Here is a 17,236-nt window from a genome sequence, read left to right as displayed (position 1 = left end):
AGTGTAGTCAAGTGACAACCAATGAGAGAAAAATATTACAGAATAATTAAATATATAATAAAATTATATATTAAAGAGGCAAAATGTAGTTTGTTTTATTTCAAAAAACATACAATTGAAACATAATTGAAATATTTATGTTTAATTTAGGAAAGTAGGTTAACAAATGGGATCGAGTGAACATATCTACCGAGAACTGATGGAAATCGAAGAGGAATACCGTCGTTTGCAACGACGCGCTGAATATTTAATCGCAGAATTAAGCCGGGGAACAAGCGATTCAGCAAAAGAAATCGCGGTGACACAAGAACGTCCCCTTAAACAACGCCGAGTGAATCAACGTTACCCGCTGGAAGTGTATGTCCACCAAATCAGTGACTTGATGCGTGAGCGCGAGTCGATGTCGGCACGCGATATCCAAATGGAACTCGAACTCCGGTACCGTCACCAAATCAGCAACATCTATCAATTGATGGCCAAAGTGGAACAAGCGAATCCTGCGATTAAAAAAGTCGGACGCGGTATCTATACATATGATCCATCTGCAGAAGTCCCGATCTTCATGTGAGCCGCTCGTCGGCTCTTTTTTTTTATGATATAATTCGCGCAGGAGCGTGATGTTATTATGTTATGGACGGCGTCCATTGTCTGTTTTATCGCGGCCTTACTGATCACACCCGTTGTAAAACGCTTTGCGATTGCAGTCGGTGCCGTTGACAGTCCGGACGCGCGAAAGGTACACGTACGAATTATGCCGCGGTTAGGCGGACTTGCGATTTACATCGCATTCATGATCGGTTACTTTATTTTGCAACCTTCCAGTCCCTATGCGACACATATCCTGGTCGGAGGCTTTGTCGTGATTTTGACGGGAGCACTCGATGACCGTTTTCAATTAAATGCCCGGCTTAAATTAATGGGGCAGATCGTCGCGGCCGTGGTCGTCTTAAACGGCGGTATCCGGATTGAGTTCATCAATCTGCCGTTCGATCAACAATTATTTCTCGGCTGGTGGAGTGTCCCGCTGACGTTTCTATGGGTTATCGGTATCACGAATGCCGTCAACCTGATTGACGGGCTGGATGGCCTGGCGGCAGGGGTGTCGAGTATCGTTTTGCTGACGCTGATCAGTCTCGCCGTCATTCAGGGCAATGTCTACGTGACGATTGTCGCGATTCTCTTATTAATGAGTACATTTGGTTTTCTGTTCCACAACTTTTATCCGGCAAAGATTTTCATGGGGGACACCGGGGCGTTATTCCTCGGATATATGTTAGGTGTCTTGTCATTGCTCGGTTTCAAGAACGTCACCTTGTTTTCGCTCGCGGTTCCGGTCATCCTGCTCGGTATCCCGATTTCCGATACCTTGTTTGCGATCGTTCGACGGGTGTTACAGGGAAAACCACCGTTTGCGCCGGATAAAGCCCATCTTCATCACCGGTTACTCGACCTTGGGTTTACGATGCGGCAGGCGGTACTCGTCATTTACGGACTATGTGCCGTTTTCGGGATGACAGCGATCCTCTTTTCACAAACGACTTCGCTTGGAGCACTGGTATCCTTGCTGATGTTATTGCTGGTACTCGATATTTTAGTCGAATCGCTGGGCTTACTGGGTGAGCGTTATCGACCGTTACTGGATTTGCTGGAACGCATGACATCAAAATGACCAATCAGCCGCTCAAATCCGTTTGAGCGGCTGATTTGGCGATGGGAGAGTCGAGATGAATCCGATTGAACGAGCAGACCGAATTGTCTATCTGGATGTTTTGCGGGGATTTGCTTTATGCGGAATCCTCTTTGTCAATATGCCGAGTTTCCTTGGGGAACGTTTCACGAATGAGATGGGAACTGCCGATCAGGTGTTGCGCCTGCTTTTTGACCTGTTCATCCAAACGAAATTTTACACGTTGTTCAGTGTTTTATTTGGAGCCGGCTTTATCTTATTCATCAATCGCTTGCGGGTGAAGAAAAAATCACTGTGGATTTTCGTCCGCCGCTTGCTGGCTTTATTTCTATTCGGTCTTATCCATCTGTTGTTCTGGAGAGGGGATATTCTGCAGACGTATGCCCTTTGCGGCTTGATGTTGCTTGCCTTCGTCCACACACGATCATCAACGAAACTATGGATTGGTCTTGCCTTACAGCTGTATGTCTTCTTTCGTTATCTCTCGATTTATCAATATGCCCAGTCTGTCGGGGACCGGTCGATTCCGAACCCGGATATGGCCCTGCAATCCATCGTGGCGGCACGTGACATTATGGAATTCGTCACCTATCATGCGACCGTTCAATTACCGCACGGTTTAAACAATTCACTGGCGATTTGGCCGGAAATTCTTTCCCTGTTTTTAATCGGGGCTTACTTCATGGAACGGTTCACGGCCCGACCGCCGGCGACCCGAACAATCGGTCTCGTGTTCGGCGTCAGTCTGTTGCTGTCGTTACCGTTACTCTATCCGATCGTTCAGATTCATCAGGGGCGCATCCCGGATGGACTGGCCAACTACTTTTTTGTCTGGCTGTCGGGGCGCACACTCGCTGTCGCCTATGCAGCGGGGATTGCTTTACTCGTCCGGTCAGGACGTCCGTTAATGGGATTTCAAGTGTTGGGACGGATGGCCTTGACGAATTACCTCACGCAGACGTTTGTCTTTACACTGGTGCTGTTCGTAACCGGGCGATACGGGACGATTCCGCTCTGGCAGGGAATGTTACTGGTTATCGTCGTACTAGTCATGCAAATCCTGTTCTCGAGCTGGTACCTGAAACGGTATCGTCAAGGTCCTGTGGAGACTTTTTGGAGAACTGTCACATATGGCGGGGAAAAATCACGAAACGTCTGAATGGTCACAGAAAATTTACAAATTTTTCGTATAATTCAGCGTGGAGGTGGTTATATGAACAGATGGATCGAAATTTTTATCGTGTCCTTGAAGCTTGGATTAACATCATTTGGCGGACCGGTTGCCCATTTAGGCTACTTTTACGAGGAATACGTCAAGCGAAGGAAATGGGTGGATGAGAAAGCCTATGCCGATCTCGTCGCCCTTTGCCAATTCTTGCCAGGACCGGCTTCGAGTCAGGTCGGGATGGGAATTGGTCTTGTCCGGGGTGGAGTCGTCGGGGCGATCGTCTCATTCATCGGCTTTACGTTACCATCAAGTATTCTGTTAATCATTTTTGCGTTGCTCGCAACCGAATTTGATTTAACGGAAGCCGGTTTCATCCATGGTCTGAAACTGGTTGCGGTCGCCATCGTTGCGGATGCGGTTCTCGGTATGGGAACAAAACTTGCAGTTGGTCCGAAACGGTTATTTTTAATGTTGCTGGCGTTGGCCGGTGTCTTGGTGCTTGCCCATCCATTGGCACAAGTCGGTGTCTTGCTTGTTGCGGCACTGATTGGTCTATTTTGGTTTGAAGATGAACCTGCGGGTGGTGGGAAACTAGATATTCGTGTGCCACGTGTTCTCAGCATCGGTGCGTTGATTTTGTTCGTCGTCCTGCTCGTCGTGACACCTTTCCTAGCCGCTAACGCGACAGGAAATCTTCAACTGACGAGTATCATGTACAGTGCAGGTGCACTCGTGTTTGGTGGTGGACATGTCGTCCTGCCATTCTTACAGCAGTCGCTTGTGCCGGACTTTTTGACGGGTGATAGTTTTCTTGCCGGGTATGCGGCAGCGCAAGCCGTCCCAGGACCGCTCTTTACCTTCGCGACGTACCTCGGGACGGTCGTGAACGGACTGATGGGCGGAATCCTTGCGACTCTCGCCATCTTCCTGCCTGGCTTTTTACTTGTCCTCGGTGTCCTGCCGTTTTGGGACCGGGTCCGTGGCAACAAACAGGTCGGCCGGATGTTGATTGGTGTCAATGCGGCGGTCGTCGGAATTCTGCTTGCTGCGTTATATGATCCGATCTTCACGTCGAGCGTCAAAACAGGAGTCGATTTTTTCGTTGCATTCGGTTTGTTTTGTCTGCTCCGATTTTATAAACAATCACCGCTCCGGATTGTTATTTTGGGTGCATTGATTGGATCCGTCATGGGCTGGTTCTGATTTTGAACAAGACAAAGGGTGGCAGAATTGTTCTGCCACCCTTTTCTTTGTAGAGACTGACGTTTAAGTTAACCTCTCTCTATAACCAATCACGTATCGGAAACGTCATCGCATTCAAGTGTCACGAGTACGATTGAATCTTGTTTGACTTGACGGATGGATTGAAATCCGAATTTTTGATACAACGCAATCGCCGGCTCATTTAAGGCAGCTGTAGAGACGAAGCGGAGCGGTTGTTTTTCGCAGGCATACCGGAGCAGTTGCGTGGCGATACCTTGACGAAAATAATCCGGGGAAACGAGCAACCGGGTGATGGTCTCACCTTCGACTGTTACCGCTCCGACGAGTCGCCCGTCAAGACGCATGATATAACCGATCGGGTGCTCCTCGTGCAACGCGGCTTCTGTCTGAAGAAGCGGTGGAAAGAGAGCGGCACCGATCAATTCTGCCTCGACCCGGTAAGCCTGTTGTTGAAGCCGGTAAAGTTCGGGATAATCAGTTGATTCCAGTCGTTGAATCATCGGTAACCTCCGGTGTTGAAGTCGATTCATCCGCTGTATCAGGCAAGTTCAACTGTTCCTTTAACATCGTTTTCGCATCGGCGAGAGAACCTGGGTCGAGCTTATAATAGTAGGCACCGTTGATCTTGGTATCCGTCCCTTTTAAATCAATCCGGTTGACGGTATTCAAGGATTTGACGAACGGCTGTAATTGGAACGCTTCCGTCAGGGACATGTTTGTCGTGAAATTATCCCCGGTCGCATCCATCAACTTGTTCAGCTTTGTGATGGATCCAAAGGATGTCGATTGATCGATGATCGCTTGGACAACCTGTTGTTGGCGTTTCGTCCGTCCGATATCTCCTTCTGGATCTTCGTAACGCATCCGGGCATAGGCAAGAGCTTCCTCACCGTTTAAGCGTTGAAGACCGGGCTCGAGTTTGACGCCGCCCTTTTTGTCGGAAGAGTTTAACGTATCGATTGGTAATTTGACATCGACTTCAATGCCGCCGACAGCATCGACAATCGCAACGACACCATTGAAATTGATTGAACCGTAATAATCAATCGGGATATCGAGCAACTTTTCGACGGTCTCAATCGTTGAATCAATGCCGCCGAACGCATAGGAATGATTGATTTTATCTTCGTACCCGACAGACGGGATCATGACGAGGGAATCACGAGGAATACTCAGCAAACTGACTTGTTTATCCGTTTTGTTGAACGTTGCGACAATCATCGTATCGGCACGCGAGGACGTATCACCCGGACGTTCATCCGTTCCGACGAGCAGGACGGAAAAATGATCTTTCGTTAAGTCGACGGCAGCAGCCCGCTTATCTGATTTATCTCCACGTGACAGTTCGACTTCTGATTGTTTGGCGGTTTGGAACGTTTTATTAGCGACATAGGCAAATGCAGCACCTCCAGCGATAAATACGACTAGAAAAACGGTGACGAACACTTTAAACCACGACCGCTTTGGTTTTGGTTTGGTAGAACGGGATCGTTTGGAATCATCCACGATTCATTACTCCTTACTTTACTGAATTATTAGAAAATTTTTAAATTCTTTACAATCAGTATAGCAGGTCAAGGTTGAATGTCACGTTCGACATAGCGCGAATACGTTTTCTCGAGCAGGGCTTGCCCGTTCGTCAAATTCGTCATCCACTCAAGGAAGGCGGGGACGGCTGTTTCATCGACCCAGACATCGATTTTGACATGATCAAGATAATGAATCTGATCAATGATGTGTTCGGTTGCCCGTAATTCATTTTCCAGCTTTCCGAGCCAGGTGTAGTCGACCGTGATTTCCACTAAATCGTGGGCAATCCGTTCAACGATACCGACAGCGTTCAGGCCTTCCGAGACACTCGAGCCGTAAGCCCGGATCAATCCGCCGCCGCCGAGCTTGATGCCGCCGAAGTATCGGGTCACGACGACGACCGTATTGCGGAGATTCCGTTTTTTTAAGACTTCCAGCATCGGGACGCCTGCCGTTCCACTCGGTTCGCCGTCATCGTTGGCTTTTTGAATCTCATTGCGTTCGCCGATGATGTAGGCGGAGCAATTATGATTGGCATCCGAATGTTTTTTTTTGAGGTCCGCAATGAAGCGCTGAGCCTCTTCTTCCGAGGTGGCACGCGCCAAATATGTAATAAATCGTGACTTTTGGATAATGATTTCATGGAAACCGTTTTCTTTTACTGTATAATAATTAAATAATGTCATAATCAAAAATGTCCTCCTCGTTAACTAGTTCTTTCTAGCATAACGACGATTTGAGAGAGAGACAACCGTGGGGACTGGCAAGGAACGGAGGGAGTAGTATGACGAATGAGATGGGGGAGCGACTGTCCTTGAATGATATCGTACAGAACATCATTGGTGTCGTAGAAGAAAGCCGGGAAGAAATCGTCCGGATTACCGAAAGTTCACGTGAGCAGTATGCTGAAATTCAGCAGGAGCTACGGGAGTTGAAGACACGTGTTCACGACTACATTAAAGAAGCTGAACGGCTGGAACGACACATTAAGGATTCGAAAGCGCGACTCGTTATCGTGAGCAAAAACTTCGACAACTACTCGGAACAAGATATTCGTTCTGCTTATGAGACGGCGAACTCGCTTCAGCTCGAGTCATTCATCAATCAACGCGATGAGATGAACTGCCGCAAACGGCGGGACGAGCTCGAACGACGTTTGATTCAACTGGACGAAACGATAGAACGTGCCGACATGCTGATCAGCCGTGTTTCGGTCGTGTTGAATTTCCTGACGGACGACATGCAGGTCATGAACGAAAAGTACGAAAAAGCGATGCAAAAACAAGAGATGGGTTTAAAAGTATTCCAGTCGGCAGAGAATGAGCGCCGCCGCCTGTCGCGGGATATGCATGACGGTCCTGCGCAGACGCTTGCCCACGTGTTGATCCGGGCTGATTTGATTGAAAAGATTCACCAGCATAATGGCGCGGAAGCGGCCTTTGAAGAAATACATCGTCTGCGGAAATTGATTCGTGATGGATTAGCTGACATTCGACGTATCATCTATGATTTACGGCCGATGACGCTGGATGATCTCGGATTCGTCCCGACACTTGAACGCTATTTACGACATATGCAGGAAATTTCCAACATCCCGATTCACTTTAATTATCTCGGAGGCGGCGAACGGATTGAGTCCACATATGAAGTCGCCGTCTTCCGAATTGTGCAGGAAGCGGTCCAAAATGCAGTTAAGCATTCCAAAGCAGGGGACATTCGTATTATCATAGAACAGTATCAACATTCCGTTCGAATTCATGTTAAAGATAACGGGATCGGATTTGATTTTGATTCCATCGTCGAATCGTGTGATGAGTCATTCGGACTGATCGGGATGCGGGAACGGATTGAATTGATAGACGGGGAATTTGAGATTGAGACGCAGCCAGGTAAAGGGACAGTCATCAAGGTAAGGATTCCAGTTGAGGAATCCGGAGTGAGAGGAGAAACACTGTGAATAACGAGCAAGTAAAAGTAGTCATCATCGACGATCATCAGTTATTCCGGGAAGGCGTCAAACGGATTCTTGATTTCGAAGAAGAGTTCGTCGTCGTCGCGGAGGGCGAGAGTGGAGCAGACGTGATTCCACTCGTTGAAGCACATCAGCCGGATATCGTCTTAATGGATATAAATATGCCGAAAGTCAACGGGGTCGAAGCAACGAAACGTTTGATGGAAGTCCATCCGGAAGTCCGGGTCATCATCCTGTCAATCCATGACGATGAAACGTATGTCATGCATGCGCTTGGAGCAGGGGCGGTCGGTTATCTCTTAAAAGAGATGGCGACGGATGAACTGGTCAATGCGATCCGGTCTGTGTACCGGGAAGGCGGATATGTCCACCCGAAAGTCACACCGAACCTGTTACAGGAATACCGTCGTCTGATGAAGATGAAGCAGACGATGTCTTCACAACCGATTGAAAAACGTGTCGCCGAAGCACCGTTACATGTGTTGACACGCCGGGAATGTGAAGTCCTGCAGCTGCTCGCGGACGGTTTCTCGAACCGGGCGATCAGCGATACGTTGTTCATCAGTGAGAAAACCGTTAAAAACCACGTATCCTCTATTTTACGTAAGATGAATGTACCCGATCGGACCGGTGCTGTCGTCGAAGCGATTCGCCGCGGCTGGGTCGTCGTCGTTTAAGGTCAGGACGGAAGCCGATTCGGCTCCGTCTTTCTTTTTTTTAGACTTCAACCTGTGATATGATAAAAACCGATTGTGACCTGTCAGAATACCTTATGTCACGACGGAACTCTTAAAAGCGAGGAAATTCACGAATGAGCCAGATTGTGATTTTAACGGATAGTACTGCCTATCTGCCAACTACCTATTGTGAAGAAAACAATGTCCATGTTGCACCGCTCAGTGTCATCTTTGACGGAGATGCGTATCGTGAAGGACTCGATATTTCCGTACCTGATTTTTATCAACGGATTCAGACGGGAAGTTTACCGACGACCTCACAGCCGAACATCGGTGATCTTGTTGATTCGTTTGAACAACTTCCGCAAGGGACGGATATCATCGGTATCACGTTATCAAGCGGAATCAGTGGGACGTACCAGGCCTTACATACGATTAACATGATGGTCGAACACGTTCAGGTCCATCCGATTGATTCGCGGATTTCCTGTATGCCGCAAGCCTTTTTAGTCAAAGAAGCCGTTCGGATGCGTGATGCCGGTGCGACGGCGCTTGACATCGTCGCCCGTCTTGAAGCATTAAAAGAAGTCATCCGTGCCTATTTCGTGGTCGATGACTTGGAACACCTCCAACGCGGCGGACGTCTCAGCATGACACAAGCTGTCGTCGGTTCTTTCCTTAAAATCAAACCGGTGCTTCATTTCGTTGACGGGAAAATCGTGCCGTTCGAAAAAATCCGGACGTTCAAACGGGCCGTCAAACGGATTGAGGAAATGATGGATGAGACGATTCAAGGAACCGGTGCCGGTCATGTCATCGGTGTCATCCATGCGGAAGACTCTTCAAAAGCGGAAGCGGAAATTGCCGTCCTGCAAGAACGGTTCCCGGACGCCCGGATTGAGATGAGTGTGTTTGGTCCTGTCATCGGGACCCACTTAGGACCCGGTGCGATCGGCATCACCTGGTATCAAGAAGCGTAACCCTGTATTATCCATAGGACATACAATGAACAACGGCGTATCTGCGAAAGCAGGTACGCTTTTTTCGTCCCGTTATGCTAAATGGATGCTTCCAGGCGGCGGCAGGAAGTCCGTTCGACTTGCCGAAAAGGAGAGTCAGTCAACGAAAGGAAGTGACTTATGGATTTACGTGGACGATTGATTCCCGACTACCGGCTCGACATGTCGGTCGATGCTCCTCTTGAATACCGGCCGGCTGTCACGTGGCGTTGCGAGCGGTGCGGAAAATTACCGACCCGCGGACCGTGTACGTGCGGGAAACGCTGTTATTACTGCCGCCATTGTTTGATTTTCGGCAAACTGCGGACGTGTGACCGCCTTGTCACGGATCCGCGCCCGCTTGACCCCGTCCGTCCCGATTATCATACGGAACTGAATTTGACGAGTGATCAGCAACGGATTGCCGATGCGATTATCCGGACGATTGATCAACAAGAGAAGCTGCTTGTCCATGCCGTCTGCGGCGCCGGAAAAACGCCGATGTTGTTTCCGGGCATCGAACGGGCACTTTGTACGAATCGCCGTGTCCTGATCACGACGCCGCGCGCGGACGTCGTCCGGGAATTGACAGGGCATCTGAGAAGGGCGTTTCAACAGGCAACCATCGTTTCGTTGTTTGGAGGGTCCGCTGACCGGTTGGGACTCGGCGACATCACAATCAGTACGACCCATCAATTGATTCATTACCGCGCGTGTTTTGACGTCGTCTTCATTGATGAGGTCGATGCCTTTCCGTACCGGACCGATCGGACGTTACACCGCTATGTCCGTCAGGCGACGGCTCCCGGTTCTTCTTTGATTTTACTCAGTGCGACACCTTCGTTGCGCGATCAACGCCTGCCAACGGTTCGTTTGATGCGCCGCTATCATGGTTTTCCGTTGCCGATTCCCCGCCTGCAGATTCCCTATACGAAACAGGATATCGTAGACTGGCTTCGGACGCATGCGACTAAACCACGTCTGTTGTTCGTGCCGCAAGTCGCGGCGCTTGAGACATGGCAGACCTTTTTGCATCAGCAGGGGATCGAGTGCGAAACCGTCCATGCTGCCGATCCGGAGCGGGTCACAAAGGTCGCCCGTTTCCGTCAGACGACCGGTATTTTGTTGACAACGACGATCCTCGAACGGGGCGTGACGTTAGTCGACGTTCAAGTGGCAGTTCTCGATGCCGATCAATCTTTCAGCAGTGCGGCCTTGATTCAAATCAGCGGACGGGTCGGACGAAATGCTGATTTTCCGGAAGGGGACGTCGTATTGTTTGCGAATGACCGGTCCGATGCGATGTACCAAGCGATTCATCACATTAAACGAGCGAACCGGGAGGGATTTCGATGAACTGTTACCTGTGCAGGCAGGACTTTTTACCCGGCTGGACGTTATCAAATGTCTGGACTAGTCAAACCCTGTGTCCGACCTGTAAAATAGAATTTGTAAAAAGAGGGGAATGCGGAGGGTGTGAGGATTGCGGAAAACCGGGACTGCCGCTCTGTTCGGATTGTCAGAACTGGCGCAACCAGGGACGACGATTGGTCACGCACCCGCTATTTCTTTATCAGACACAAGCAAAGGCGTTCATGAAACGGTATAAGTTTCTCGGGGACACGGCTTTGCTCGACGTGTTTAAAACAGAGCTCAAAAAGGTAAAAGTCAAACAGGATTGGATTGTCCCGATTCCGCTCAGTCCGGAACGTTTGCGCGAACGCCGATTCAATCAGGCGGAACTGATCGCCCGGATGATGCGGGGACGGGTCCGGCTTGTGCTCGAACGGGCGGATGGAGCCGCATTCAGCCATCAGACGAGGCACGAACGACTGGAACGGGACAATCCGTATCACGTCATTCAGCCGGTGACCGGAAAAACGATTTTGCTGGTCGATGATGTCTATACGACCGGAATCACCTTGCACCAAGCGGCTTCGCGGCTTTATGGAGCCGGCGCCAAAGAAATTTCTGCGGTAACTTTATTTCGAAGTGTTTAAAAAATCTTCATTTCTGCCGATACTCAATATGAGGTGAAGGAAATGGATGTATTAAACTGCAAAACTTGTGGGAAGTTATTTGTTCGTCAATCTTCTGATCTGTGTGTCGATTGTATCAGAAAAGATCATACTGATTTTGAGAAGGTGCGTGAGTTCCTGCGAGAACGGCGAAAAGTCCGAACCTCACCTAAGGATGTTGAGATGGTTATCGGAGTAAAGAGAGAAACGGTCTTCCGTTACATCAAAGAAGGGCGATTGTTGATCTCTGAGATTTCTCAGATGGACATCATGTGTGAGAGTTGCGGGAAGCCCTCCCGTGATGGCACGATTTGTGCCGGATGTCGTGAAAAACTGCGACGTGACCTCGCCCAAGCGATGCTAGATTCTTCTACCCCTTCGAAACCGCGAACGTATCGAACTTGAATTAAGAATCTTGTAGTCTAGAAAGCAGGTGTTCACATGCGAATTGATTCTACGAAATGGGTTAACATGCCTAAAACGTACGAAAGAAATCAAAAAGTAGAAGGAACAGAACCAACACGCACGAATCGGCCGGATGAAGTGACGATTTCAAGCGAAGCGCGTCTGCGTTTCAATGAAACGACGCCTTCACGGACCGAAAAAATCGAATCCCTTCGACAAGCCATTCAGGATGGAACCTACAAACCGGATGCGAAGAAAATCGCGGAACGTTTCTTGAACTTGTAAGAAGACTAACTTAGACAATAGAGGCGACTCGGGGCACGGATGCGCGGGTCGCTTTTTATATGAACGAACATAGACGGAAGAGGAGGCCATGACGGATGGAACTCATCGATCAGCTGACGGCGGAACATGCCGCACTACTTGAATTGGCAAAAGAAAAAAAGCAGGTCTTGATTCAAAATGATATGCAACGTCTTTCGCAACTCGTCAAGGAAGAGCCGATTCATTTAAAACGAATCGAACAGTTGGAACAACAACGCCTGACGCAGATGGGCACGATGACGATGACGGAGTGGCTTCAAGCCCACCCGGAGGATGTCAATTCCATGCGTCGGTTACTTCAAACGATTGGTCAGTTAAAAGTACTCAACGAATTAAATGCTGATTTACTGACCCAATCGTTACACTACTTAAACTGGCATCTGGAATTGTTGATACCAGAAGCAGATGATTTTACATATGGTCAGTCCGCGCTTGATCGCGCACATTTCAATCGAAATGCTTAAGGAGGCAAATACATGGGATCAACATTCATGGGGCTTGAAACCGGTCGTCGTGCACTGACGACGAATCAGTGGGCGCTCCAGTCGACCGGAAACAATATCGCCAATGCAGGAACGGCCGGCTTTTCGCGGCAACGTCTTGTCATGGCGACGACGGAACAACTGTCGATGGCAATCGGTACGGGTAAAATGGGACAAATCGGTACGGGTGTAAAAGGTGAACTCCTCGAACGTGTCCGCGATGTCATGCTCGATAAACAATATCGAGACGAGGCAACGAAGACATCTTACTATGGTACAAAAGAAGCAGCATTCGGTCGTATGGAAGATGTCATCAATGAACCATCCGATACCGGCTTGTCCAAAGCATTTGACGGGTTTTGGGAATCCCTTCAGACCTTATCAACGAATCCCCAGGATTCAGGTGCCCGGAGTGTCGTCCGTCAAAAAGCGGAGACATTGACACAAACGTTTAATTACATGGCGAAGGCACTTAATCAAGTACAAGGTGACCTGAAAAGTGAAATTGAGGTCTCGACTAAAAAAGTAAATGATCTGTTCAAAAAGATTCATAATATCAATGCTGAAATTCATACAGTCGAACCGCTTGGTGTGTTACCAAATGCACTTTATGATGAACGAGACCGTTATTTCGATGAACTCGCAGAGTACGTCGATTTTGAAAAAGTATCAGTCGACGGTGATGCGATTCAGCAAGGAACACTTGGGAATACGGTTAAAACGGCAGAAGGCCGGATTGATGTTCGAATCAAATTACCGAATGGTGACAAGTTGCTTGCAGTGGATTCAGATTTACCAAAAGCAGGAACGTTGACCTTTACAACAGATGACAATGGTCTCTATACAGGATTCAAAACAGATTCACAAACGATCTCATTTGACGCAGCCGGCGGTTTTTCATCAGGTCGATTAATTGGTCTGATTGAGATGTACGGACACGTTGAGGATGGTCAAGCAACGGGTGAGTATGTCAATATGCAGGGACACCTGGATGAGATGGCAGCAACGTTTGCGACAGCATTCAACGAAGCGCATGCGACGAATGTAAAAAAAGACAAAACAGCGGGTACAAGTGAATTTTTTGTTTCTTCCAACGGAGGAGTAATCACAGCGAAGTCGATCACGCTTGGAGCAGACATTAAAAAGAGCCTGGATAACATTGCTACCTCGACAGACGGAAACATCGGTGATAGTGCCGGTGCCTTGAAACTGGCCAACATGAAGACGGCAAGCATTCGTTTTGAACGATCCGATACGACGACGACAATCGGTTCGTTTTACCAAAATGTCATTGGAGACATGGCAGTCGCAACGGATCAGGTCGCTCGGCTCGGTCAGAGTTCTGCCGTTTTGATGGAAAGTGCGGAACAGCGCCGTATGTCGGTTTCGGCTGTTTCAATCGATGAAGAGATGACGATGATGATTCAGTACCAACATGCATACAACGCGGCAGCGCGTAATATTACTACGGTTGATGAGATGCTTGATAAAATCATCAATGGTATGGGAATCGTAGGACGGTGATGACTAAATGCGCGTAACACAAACGATGCTGACGAAAACAAATATCGGACATCTCTCTGCCAGTTATCAAAAACTGAGTGCGATGCAGGAACAATTGATCAGTGGAAAAAAGATTCAGCGACCATCTGAAGATCCGGTCGTCGCAATGCAAGGGATTCGTTACCGGACAGAAGTGCGTGAAGTCGAACAGTTCAAAAAAAATGTCAATGAAGCGACAGGTTGGATGGACTTGACGGACTCGGCACTCAACGAAGTGACATCCGCCATGAGTCGGGTCCGCGAATTGACGACACAAGCTGCGACGGATACGTATGATGCTACGCAACGGAAAGCAATTCAGAGCGAAGTGGGTCAGTTGATTGAACATATCGGGACACTGGCGAACACGAAATATAATGAAAAAGCCATTTTTAATGGAACAAAGACGGATCAACCCTTCATTTCGATGGAAGGTCTGAAAGAATATTTAACGACACCGGGTAAGTCGGTTAATACCGTATTTACAGACGGTGATCCAACTCTAAAAGAAGAAGAAGTCATCCGTTATGAAATCTCTTCCGGAATTGAAGTTCAAGTCAACGTTTCACCGACAAATGTATTTAGTCCGGAGACGTTCACGACGCTCAAAAAATTATACGATGCTCTTGGTGGGGTTTCAGACGCAGGTGCCGTCGATAGTTCAAATAATGGAGCCGAATTATCAGGGATGTTAAAAGATCTTGATAGTATGCTCAATCAGACGGTCGAAACGCGTGCTGACCTTGGGGCGCGGGTCAACCGACTTGAACTGAACGCATCTCGTCTGGAAGATCAAGAAATTATCGCAAAATCGGTCATGTCGGATAACGAAGACATCGAAGCCGAAAAAGTCATCATGGAACTGAAGTCGTATGAAACGTTACATCGTGCGGCACTCAGCGCGGGGGCGCGGATCATTCAGCCAACCTTGCTTGATTTCTTACGTTAAGAAGGAGATGACGGACGGTGAATCTGCCACATCTTGAGATGCGTCAAACGTCAGCGAAGATTGGAATCAACACCACCCGTGCGACACTTGAGCAACATCAGGCACCGGCGACATTATCGATTGAACAACCGAAAGGGAATCTGTCGATCGAAACCGTCGCAGCACGACTCGAAATTGATTCGACCCAAGCGATGATTGAAACGGGACGACTTCCAGCTTTTGAGTCAGTCCAGCGTTATGCGGAATATGGTCGTCAGATGGGGCAACAGGCAGTTGGCCGGGCAGCGTCTGAAGGCGATCAATTGATGCGAATCGAGCAAGGGGGAAATGCGGTATCCCGCGTCGCAAAATCGCGGGACACACCGCCTGCTGAAGTGACGACACTCGGCTTTTCGCCACGCAGTCTCGAACGCGTCAAAATCAATTATACACCGGTGGAAGTGCAACTCAATTACACAGCAGAACGACCGCGAATCGAGGTTCAGGTCAATCGACCGGAGTTGAATGTGACGGAAGGTACGGTCGAAATTTATCTGCGGGAACAAAATCAACTGGATATGTGGCCGGTCGGCGGCATGTTCGATGGGGAAGGATAATCATATGCAAATCATTACTGATTTTTTTGGTCCGGTTCAAGTGGACGAAAGTGAAATCATTACTTTCGCTTCGGAAGTACCGGGTTTTCCGGAAGCACGACGCTTTATCCTCTTACCGTTCGGCGAAGGGATTCCTTTTTGGTCATTCCAATCGATTGACCAGCCGGAGTGTGCGTTTGTCGTGACGAATCCATTTTGGATTGATCCGGATTACGTGTTTGAATTACCGGAATCGGCGAAGGAGCAACTTGGGATTCAGGAAACGGCACAAGTCGCCGTCTATACGACGGTCACGTTACGTGAACCGTTCCAGGAATCGACGACGAACTTACGGGCACCATTCGTCATGGAGACGAAACGCCGTCAAGCGAAACAAATCATTCTCGATGAAACGTACGCGAATCGTCGGATGATCGGCAGTTTGACCGAAGTAGGTGGCCGCTGATGCTCGTCTTAAAACGAAAAACGGGAGAAGCGATTCAAATCGGGGATGATATTGAGTTGACGATTCTCGCGATCGAAGGGGATCAAGTCAAACTCGGTATCAATGCGCCCCGGCAAATCGATATCCACCGCAAAGAAATCTATCTGGCGATTCAGGATGAAAATGCGGAAGCTTCGCAAAGTACCGGTCTGATGAGCCAATTATTAAAACAACGAACAGATACATGACCAGGACGGGACGGACTTCAATGTCGGTCCTGTTTTTTCGTTCAACAAAAAAATGCTCAATTCTTTTGAATCGTGTATAGTAATGTAGAGAAAAGAAACCTTTTTGACTAAAGAGGGAGTGTAATGGATGAATGAGACGAAGCAGCTGAAGAAAGATGCGAATCGTGTATTAAAAGCGACGAGCCGGACCTTTTATATACCGATCAGCCGTCTGTCACAGGAACTACAGGAAGCCGTCGGAGCGGCTTACTTATGTATGCGGGCCATCGATGAAATCGAAGACCACGAAGAATTGCCGACCGGGGTCAAGACGACATTATTGCGCGAAACGGCGTTAATGATGCGGGGAACATTCGACGAGCAGACATACCGGACGATGATTGCCCCTTACGCGAATCAATTGCCGGAAGTGACACTGCGCCTGTCAGAGTGGATTGCGTATTGTCCGGCGGGTATTCGAACGAAAGTCCTGGAATCGACAGCCGAGATGGCAGAAGGCATGGCCACTTGGGCAGAACGGGACTGGACGGTCAAAACGGCAGCAGATCTTGACGAGTACACGTATTACGTTGCGGGACTGGTCGGTGTCATGTTATCCGACATCTGGTACTGGAAAGCCGGTATCGTGACGGACAAGCAGCAGGCGATCGGATTCGGACGGGGACTGCAGGCCGTCAACATCCTGCGCAATCAACAGGAGGACGCCGAACGCGGTGTCGGCTATTTCCCACCGGGTTGGACGACGGAGACGATGTTCGAGTATGCCCGGGAGAATCTGGCGGAAGCCGATGCATATCTCGCCTCGATTCCAAGAGAGACGACGATCTATGAGTTCTGCAAGATTCCGCTTGCACTCGCCCACGGAACACTGGATGCGCTCGCACGGGGAAAAGAAAAACTCAGCCGGCCGGAAGTCCTGAAGATTGTCGGGAGTGCCGTTCTAAAACGATAATGGATAGACGAAAAGAGACATTGTTCCTCGGAACAATGTC

General features: G+C 48.8%; 21 protein-coding genes. 18 read left to right on the top strand and 3 right to left on the bottom strand.

The window, feature by feature from the left end; genetic code table 11:
* Positions 1–166 precede the first annotated feature (166 nt).
* From ACP26N_RS13195 to chrA, 4 genes are read left to right on the top strand one after another with little or no spacing between them, the layout of a single operon-like run.
* Positions 167–568, top strand: a complete 402-nt coding sequence (locus tag ACP26N_RS13195; protein WP_131502245.1) for a hypothetical protein — start codon at positions 167–169, stop codon at positions 566–568.
* A gap of 57 nt (positions 569–625) precedes the next feature.
* Positions 626–1,669: a glycosyltransferase family 4 protein gene (locus tag ACP26N_RS13190; RefSeq protein ID WP_131502244.1), complete on the top strand. Its 1,044-nt coding sequence runs from the start codon at positions 626–628 to the stop codon at positions 1,667–1,669.
* 55 nt (positions 1,670–1,724) lie between these two features.
* Complete coding sequence (locus ACP26N_RS13185) at positions 1,725–2,846, top strand: DUF418 domain-containing protein (protein WP_131502243.1); 1,122 nt, start codon at positions 1,725–1,727, stop codon at positions 2,844–2,846.
* 54 nt (positions 2,847–2,900) lie between these two features.
* Positions 2,901–4,058, top strand: a complete 1,158-nt coding sequence (chrA, locus tag ACP26N_RS13180; RefSeq protein WP_131502242.1) for a chromate efflux transporter — start codon at positions 2,901–2,903, stop codon at positions 4,056–4,058.
* Between the two features lie 89 nt (positions 4,059–4,147).
* Here the strand turns inward: chrA and ACP26N_RS13175 are convergent, their stop codons facing one another.
* The 3 genes from ACP26N_RS13175 to ACP26N_RS13165 all read right to left on the bottom strand — a co-directional run bounded on the left by ACP26N_RS13175 (position 4,148) and on the right by ACP26N_RS13165 (position 6,295).
* On the bottom strand, positions 4,148–4,579 hold the full coding sequence (locus ACP26N_RS13175; RefSeq protein WP_131502241.1) for a GNAT family N-acetyltransferase: 432 nt from the start codon (positions 4,577–4,579) through the stop codon (positions 4,148–4,150).
* Entirely contained in the window at positions 4,554–5,585 is a 1,032-nt protein-coding gene (locus tag ACP26N_RS13170; RefSeq protein WP_131502240.1) for an LCP family protein, read from the bottom strand. Before ACP26N_RS13170 ends, ACP26N_RS13175 begins: the two co-directional genes overlap by 26 nt.
* Before the next feature lie 68 nt (positions 5,586–5,653).
* Positions 5,654–6,295 (bottom strand): YigZ family protein, encoded by a 642-nt coding sequence (locus tag ACP26N_RS13165; protein ID WP_426355417.1) that lies wholly within the window; start codon positions 6,293–6,295, stop codon positions 5,654–5,656.
* A 98-nt stretch (positions 6,296–6,393) separates the two neighbouring features.
* Between ACP26N_RS13165 and ACP26N_RS13160 the strand changes: the two genes are divergently transcribed.
* The 14 genes from ACP26N_RS13160 to ACP26N_RS13095 all read left to right on the top strand — a co-directional run bounded on the left by ACP26N_RS13160 (position 6,394) and on the right by ACP26N_RS13095 (position 17,196).
* Positions 6,394–7,566, top strand: coding sequence for a sensor histidine kinase (locus ACP26N_RS13160; RefSeq protein WP_131502238.1), 1,173 nt, complete (start codon positions 6,394–6,396; stop codon positions 7,564–7,566).
* Positions 7,563–8,258, top strand: a complete 696-nt coding sequence (locus ACP26N_RS13155; protein ID WP_012371334.1) for a response regulator — start codon at positions 7,563–7,565, stop codon at positions 8,256–8,258. Before ACP26N_RS13160 ends, ACP26N_RS13155 begins: the two co-directional genes overlap by 4 nt.
* A gap of 134 nt (positions 8,259–8,392) precedes the next feature.
* Positions 8,393–9,238 (top strand): DegV family protein, encoded by an 846-nt coding sequence (locus ACP26N_RS13150; protein WP_114595065.1) that lies wholly within the window; start codon positions 8,393–8,395, stop codon positions 9,236–9,238.
* A gap of 159 nt (positions 9,239–9,397) precedes the next feature.
* A complete protein-coding gene (locus ACP26N_RS13145; RefSeq protein ID WP_131972289.1) occupies positions 9,398–10,612 on the top strand; it encodes a helicase-related protein in 1,215 nt (404 codons plus the stop codon).
* Between the two features lie 127 nt (positions 10,613–10,739).
* Positions 10,740–10,865 (top strand): hypothetical protein, encoded by a 126-nt coding sequence (locus tag ACP26N_RS13140; protein ID WP_255508362.1) that lies wholly within the window; start codon positions 10,740–10,742, stop codon positions 10,863–10,865.
* The gene (locus tag ACP26N_RS13135) at positions 10,852–11,256 is read left to right on the top strand and encodes a ComF family protein (protein WP_251138602.1); all 405 of its coding nucleotides are present in this window, start codon (positions 10,852–10,854) and stop codon (positions 11,254–11,256) included. Before ACP26N_RS13140 ends, ACP26N_RS13135 begins: the two co-directional genes overlap by 14 nt.
* Positions 11,257–11,715: 459 nt before the next feature.
* Positions 11,716–11,964 carry a flagellar biosynthesis anti-sigma factor FlgM gene (gene flgM, locus ACP26N_RS13130; protein ID WP_012371329.1) on the top strand — a complete coding sequence of 83 codons (249 nt, stop codon included), beginning with the start codon at positions 11,716–11,718 and terminating at the stop codon, positions 11,962–11,964.
* A gap of 95 nt (positions 11,965–12,059) precedes the next feature.
* Positions 12,060–12,467 (top strand): flagellar protein FlgN, encoded by a 408-nt coding sequence (locus ACP26N_RS13125; protein WP_131502235.1) that lies wholly within the window; start codon positions 12,060–12,062, stop codon positions 12,465–12,467.
* A gap of 12 nt (positions 12,468–12,479) precedes the next feature.
* The gene (gene flgK / locus ACP26N_RS13120) at positions 12,480–14,009 is read left to right on the top strand and encodes a flagellar hook-associated protein FlgK (RefSeq protein ID WP_131972290.1); all 1,530 of its coding nucleotides are present in this window, start codon (positions 12,480–12,482) and stop codon (positions 14,007–14,009) included.
* A gap of 7 nt (positions 14,010–14,016) precedes the next feature.
* Positions 14,017–14,976: a flagellar hook-associated protein FlgL gene (gene flgL, locus ACP26N_RS13115; protein WP_426354025.1), complete on the top strand. Its 960-nt coding sequence runs from the start codon at positions 14,017–14,019 to the stop codon at positions 14,974–14,976.
* A 17-nt stretch (positions 14,977–14,993) separates the two neighbouring features.
* Entirely contained in the window at positions 14,994–15,572 is a 579-nt protein-coding gene (locus ACP26N_RS13110) for a DUF6470 family protein (protein WP_426354023.1), read from the top strand.
* Positions 15,573–15,576: 4 nt separating this feature from the next.
* Entirely contained in the window at positions 15,577–16,017 is a 441-nt protein-coding gene (gene fliW / locus ACP26N_RS13105; protein ID WP_251138601.1) for a flagellar assembly protein FliW, read from the top strand.
* Positions 16,017–16,244: a carbon storage regulator CsrA gene (csrA, locus tag ACP26N_RS13100; RefSeq protein ID WP_026827533.1), complete on the top strand. Its 228-nt coding sequence runs from the start codon at positions 16,017–16,019 to the stop codon at positions 16,242–16,244. Before fliW ends, csrA begins: the two co-directional genes overlap by 1 nt.
* A gap of 127 nt (positions 16,245–16,371) precedes the next feature.
* Complete coding sequence (locus ACP26N_RS13095; RefSeq protein WP_131502230.1) at positions 16,372–17,196, top strand: squalene/phytoene synthase family protein; 825 nt, start codon at positions 16,372–16,374, stop codon at positions 17,194–17,196.
* Positions 17,197–17,236: the final 40 nt, after the last annotated feature.

Source organism: Exiguobacterium sp. R-39, from assembly GCF_049942815.1.
Taxonomy (GTDB): Bacteria; Bacillota; Bacilli; order Exiguobacteriales; family Exiguobacteriaceae; genus Exiguobacterium_A.
The sequence above is the reverse complement of the archived record's forward strand: the minus strand, read 5'-3'. Positions and strand labels throughout refer to the sequence as shown.

Coding starts and splice junctions, on each gene's coding strand:
- ACP26N_RS13195 (WP_131502245.1), top strand. CDS start 167: ATGGGATCGAGTGAACATATCTACCGAGAACTGATGGAAATCGAAGAG.
- ACP26N_RS13190 (WP_131502244.1), top strand. CDS start 626: ATGTTATGGACGGCGTCCATTGTCTGTTTTATCGCGGCCTTACTGATC.
- ACP26N_RS13185 (WP_131502243.1), top strand. CDS start 1,725: ATGAATCCGATTGAACGAGCAGACCGAATTGTCTATCTGGATGTTTTG.
- chrA (WP_131502242.1), top strand. CDS start 2,901: ATGAACAGATGGATCGAAATTTTTATCGTGTCCTTGAAGCTTGGATTA.
- ACP26N_RS13175 (WP_131502241.1), bottom strand. CDS start 4,579: ATGATTCAACGACTGGAATCAACTGATTATCCCGAACTTTACCGGCTT.
- ACP26N_RS13165 (WP_426355417.1), bottom strand. CDS start 6,295: ATGACATTATTTAATTATTATACAGTAAAAGAAAACGGTTTCCATGAA.
- ACP26N_RS13160 (WP_131502238.1), top strand. CDS start 6,394: ATGACGAATGAGATGGGGGAGCGACTGTCCTTGAATGATATCGTACAG.
- ACP26N_RS13150 (WP_114595065.1), top strand. CDS start 8,393: ATGAGCCAGATTGTGATTTTAACGGATAGTACTGCCTATCTGCCAACT.
- ACP26N_RS13145 (WP_131972289.1), top strand. CDS start 9,398: ATGGATTTACGTGGACGATTGATTCCCGACTACCGGCTCGACATGTCG.
- ACP26N_RS13135 (WP_251138602.1), top strand. CDS start 10,852: ATGAAACGGTATAAGTTTCTCGGGGACACGGCTTTGCTCGACGTGTTT.
- flgM (WP_012371329.1), top strand. CDS start 11,716: ATGCGAATTGATTCTACGAAATGGGTTAACATGCCTAAAACGTACGAA.
- ACP26N_RS13125 (WP_131502235.1), top strand. CDS start 12,060: ATGGAACTCATCGATCAGCTGACGGCGGAACATGCCGCACTACTTGAA.
- flgK (WP_131972290.1), top strand. CDS start 12,480: ATGGGATCAACATTCATGGGGCTTGAAACCGGTCGTCGTGCACTGACG.
- flgL (WP_426354025.1), top strand. CDS start 14,017: ATGCGCGTAACACAAACGATGCTGACGAAAACAAATATCGGACATCTC.
- fliW (WP_251138601.1), top strand. CDS start 15,577: ATGCAAATCATTACTGATTTTTTTGGTCCGGTTCAAGTGGACGAAAGT.
- csrA (WP_026827533.1), top strand. CDS start 16,017: ATGCTCGTCTTAAAACGAAAAACGGGAGAAGCGATTCAAATCGGGGAT.
- ACP26N_RS13095 (WP_131502230.1), top strand. CDS start 16,372: ATGAATGAGACGAAGCAGCTGAAGAAAGATGCGAATCGTGTATTAAAA.